The 4,055-nt window shown below is 29.2% G+C and carries 4 protein-coding genes and 2 pseudogenes; all 6 read left to right on the forward strand.

The features are described from left to right. Positions 1–223: pseudogene (locus KSU54_RS18165) on the forward strand (hypothetical protein); the annotation flags it as partial. A gap of 396 nt (positions 224–619) precedes the next feature. Beyond that, entirely contained in the window at positions 620–748 is a 129-nt protein-coding gene (locus KSU54_RS19240; RefSeq protein WP_264292030.1) for a hypothetical protein, read from the forward strand. After that, a complete protein-coding gene (locus KSU54_RS18170) occupies positions 741–1,712 on the forward strand; it encodes an ArdC family protein (protein ID WP_195644171.1) in 972 nt (323 codons plus the stop codon). The genes KSU54_RS19240 and KSU54_RS18170 overlap by 8 nt, the downstream gene beginning before the upstream one ends. A 39-nt stretch (positions 1,713–1,751) precedes the next feature. Next, positions 1,752–2,447, forward strand: a complete 696-nt coding sequence (locus tag KSU54_RS18175) for a hypothetical protein (protein ID WP_117798768.1) — start codon at positions 1,752–1,754, stop codon at positions 2,445–2,447. A gap of 548 nt (positions 2,448–2,995) precedes the next feature. Continuing rightward, positions 2,996–3,235: a helix-turn-helix domain-containing protein gene (locus tag KSU54_RS18180; protein ID WP_009009657.1), complete on the forward strand. Its 240-nt coding sequence runs from the start codon at positions 2,996–2,998 to the stop codon at positions 3,233–3,235. A 51-nt stretch (positions 3,236–3,286) separates the two neighbouring features. Next, a pseudogene (locus KSU54_RS18185) lies at positions 3,287–4,055 on the forward strand (L,D-transpeptidase family protein); the annotation flags it as partial.

Below are 4,055 nucleotides of genomic sequence, written 5' to 3' on the forward strand. Positions count from 1 at the left end.
TATGGATGATAATGAATTTGAATATCCAGAAGTTATTATAAAAGAGAACGGTAAATGGAATTCTTCTGGAGATTTTATCATTATAAATTTTAATTATAATAGTTTGACAAAGGAACAGATACATTTTTATAAGTGTATTTTTGTAAAAAATCATGGTTATTTTACAGAATGTAAAATCTTGTCAAGTTTTACTGTGTATAACCCTACACAAAAAACGGCATAAAAGGCTTTTTTTCGTGTAGGGTTATACACGATTTTTATCAATTTTTGGCCTTTGATTACTAATTTCCTAAATATATGAATTTTTTTCTTATGATTTTAACAAAAAAAATCACGTATTTAAGCCGATTTTAGGAATATCCAACATTAAAATGTCTGTTTAGCCTAAAAAATTGTACTAAAACAGTGTTGAAATTTGTACTAAAAGTGTTATAATTATGTCATACTTGGGGTAAGTGTAATAAGAATTTAAATTCTGTTACTCATAGGAATCCTGGTAAATTTACCAGCCCCTGAAAAATAAATATTTGTACACAGCTTAGGGAATATTGCTGTAAAAGTTATGTAGATAATTATACATAACTTTTTTTATTGCACAAATTTGAAAGGAGATATTTTTATGTGTGAAAATAATTCTAAACTATTTGAAGTGTTAGAGATGATTGAGGATGATATTGAAATTAATGATGAGGATATTGATAGTGAACAATTTTTTTCGTTAAAAGAGGTAGGTGTTACTAATGAATAATGAAATGTCTAAAACAAGGCAAATGCTGATAGAGGGCTACATAGAGTCACTTGAACAGGAACAGATTCCCTGGAGAAAAGGATGGGGTAATGGTAATTCTCAGCATAATCCCATAACAAACACTCTTTATCGTGGTATTAATCAACTGTTGTTAAATTATATATATGATGAGAGAAGATATGAAGATCCAAGATGGCTTACTTTCAATCAGATCATGAATGAGGGCTGGACTTTAGAAAACGCTAAAAGGCAGGGGGTACCATTAGAAAAATGGGGTATATACGATAGAGAAGAAAAGAAATATATAAATGTTTCGGATATGAAGAAAATTATTGCAGAGGAACAGCTTGAAGGAAGAGAAGTTGATGCAAGATTTTGTTGGAGCTGCAAAACGTTTACGGTATTTAATGCATCGCTTGTTAAAGGCATAGAAAAATATGAAATTATTAGAAATGAATTTGATATTGATGAGGTAGGATTAGAAATGATTGAAAACTATTGTGATGCTACTGATCTTGCAATTATAGAAGGTAGACAGAGCAAGGGAGAAGCTTTTTATAATAAGATCCACGATACTGTTTATGTTCCAGACAGGTATTATTTTGACGATAGTTATGAATATCTTGCAACTATACTGCATGAATGTTGTCATTCTACTGGTCATCCTAATAGATTGAATAGAAATATGCTTAATGAACATGGTGAATATGCACTCGAAGAGCTTAGAGCGGAAATAGGCTCTTCTTTTTTGTGTGGTGATTTAGGGTTAGATATCAGTAATGCAAGAATTGATAATCACAAGGCATATATTCAAAGCTGGATATCAGGGTTTAAAGAAAAACCAAATGTTCTATTAAGTACTATAAATGATGCAAAGAAGATTACTGATTATATTGAAAATAAAGGTGAATTAAGTGGAATTATTGAAAGACAAAAGAGTGTTATACAAGGTCGAAAAAGATAAATCCTGGTAATTTTACCAGGGGTGTAAGGAGATGATTATGTGAAGAATTACCCAATCATTTATTTAAATGAAAAAAAATTTGTGACATTAACTGGTGCTAATAATGAATATATCAAAATATTAAAAGGAGCAAAAGATACTAACAATGAAAGTACTATAAGAATTAAAATTAAACAAGACGATAAAATGTCAGGCTTAGGTAGCAGAGAATTTGAACTAGTTATAAGCGAATCGAGTTATCCGAATTTATTTATTGAAATGATGAATTATATGGAAATGGTATATCTGCATGACTGTTTTAAAGGTGTTGATGCAGATAAGGTAATAAAGAAGCTGCATGATAAGCAGGATGAACTTGAATATTGGTATATCGAATATATACTTGAGAATCAAATAGATAACAATTTAAATGAACTACTCAACAACCCGATAGATTACGCATCAACAAATTATTTAGCACCACACGAGATAGCATATATGATATTTCAATGTGAACAGTGGGACAAAGAACATGGTTTTGATTCTGAGTTTAGTTATGATGAGATGGATACAGATTATCTTGAAAATTATTACGCAGATAGATTTAATATCGATTATCATGAAGAAAATATTAATAGATACATAAATAAATATGCAAGTGATAAAATTATAAGTTCTAAATTAAAAAGAAATTTAGATGTCTATAGCAAGTTAAAGAAATATCAAAAAAAAAGGAGAGCAGGAATTGGTATATAAAGTAAAAAAACTGCTTATATTTGTTTTATGCTTGCTATCGTTATTTATCACAGGTTATTCAGGTTAGTTTGGTAATTAGTTATTAGATACTATATTTGCTGACGTATGAAGAATAATTTTATACTTAAATTTTATATTTTGCTCGCCTAATAAATAAACAGTAGAGATATCTCCCATATATAATAATTCTCGGCGGGTTTAGACTATTAAGAACAATAAGGATTTATTCCTCATTGTTCTTAATTTTCATTTTATCTGTTAAGAGTAAAAAACAAGTATACTTATCTTATCCCTATCCAACTCTAACAGATAAAGACTAGATAATATTATTAGCATATTATCTAGTCTACGACATAAAGAGAGTCAGGTGAATTGTAAAGCTATGGATAATAGCTTGTTGTTCGTTAATAAGCATGATGTTAATTTTTTCCAATCTTGTAATCGAATCACAAAAAGAAGACTAAGTATTCTTTTGAAAAATGAATAAATTATATTAATGTCACCTAAAATGACATTTTTTTTGATAAATTATATGTGGGTGGGAGATCATGAATATTGGAAAAAGATTAAGAAAATTAAGAATTGAACATAATTTAACTCAAAATGAAGTTTCAATATTAACTGGAATAAAACGTTCGTCAATTGCATCTTATGAGCTTAATGAACAACTTCCACCGGTTGATAAACTGATACAGTTGGCAAATTTATATAAAGTTAGCCTTGATTATTTATGTGGGTTAGATAATAGTGAAATTCGAAATACTAGAAATGAAAAATCAAAGATATAAAGAACTGTTTCACTATGTGGGACAGTTCTTTATTTGGAGGGAGAAGCTGAAATGAAGGTTAAGGAATTATGTTTAAATTATTTAGATACAAGAAACAAAAAAATCATTGCTGGAATTAGTGTAGTGGCAGTGATTTTAGCTAGTACACTGGGTATATATGCTTTAACAAAAGATAATTTACCCGATTTCGTTCTAAGTGATAGTAAAACTATTAAATTAGAATATGGAGATAAATATTCTGTTAACGGCATGAAATTATTAAATACAGAAGGTATGGATGATGAAGATAAAAAAATATTAAAAAATGGTTTAAGTATAAAAACTAATTTTAAATATGAGGATGGTAAAGATTATCCAGCAGTTGGAGAGTATAAGATAACAATGACCTTTAATGATAATACACTTGTTAAAAAGGTTAAAGTTGCTGATACGACTGCACCAGAACTTAATACAGAATTTCGTGATATTGATATTGTTAAAGGTACTGATCTAAATAATTATGATTTCGGCGGTCTTAATTTATTTAATGCAACAGATCTATCGCCTGTAGAGGTAGGATACGACAGCAGTGCAATTGACACTAACACAGTAGGAACATATGTATTAAAAACTACAGCTAGAGACAGTTCTGGCAATGAAACTGTGAAAGAAATGTCAACTAATATTACTGAAGCTCCAAATGAAAATCAGGAATTAGTAACAGAAACAGTAACTAATGAGGATGGAACAAAATCTATTCGCAATACATTAAGAGATAAAGCGACAGCTCAAGACAATACAGCAAATACTAAAATTGGTTCTAATTCCAGTAAAGGAAGCA

It is taken from the genome of Erysipelatoclostridium sp. MSK.23.31, from assembly GCF_019125875.1.
Classification (GTDB): domain Bacteria; phylum Bacillota_I; class Bacilli_A; order Erysipelotrichales; family Coprobacillaceae; genus Thomasclavelia; species Thomasclavelia ramosa.

Excerpts from the sequence above, each read along its gene's own strand:
- KSU54_RS19240 (WP_264292030.1), top strand. The coding sequence starts at position 620 with ATGTGTGAAAATAATTCTAAACTATTTGAAGTGTTAGAGATGATTGAG.
- KSU54_RS18170 (WP_195644171.1), top strand. The coding sequence starts at position 741 with ATGAATAATGAAATGTCTAAAACAAGGCAAATGCTGATAGAGGGCTAC.
- KSU54_RS18180 (WP_009009657.1), top strand. The coding sequence starts at position 2,996 with ATGAATATTGGAAAAAGATTAAGAAAATTAAGAATTGAACATAATTTA.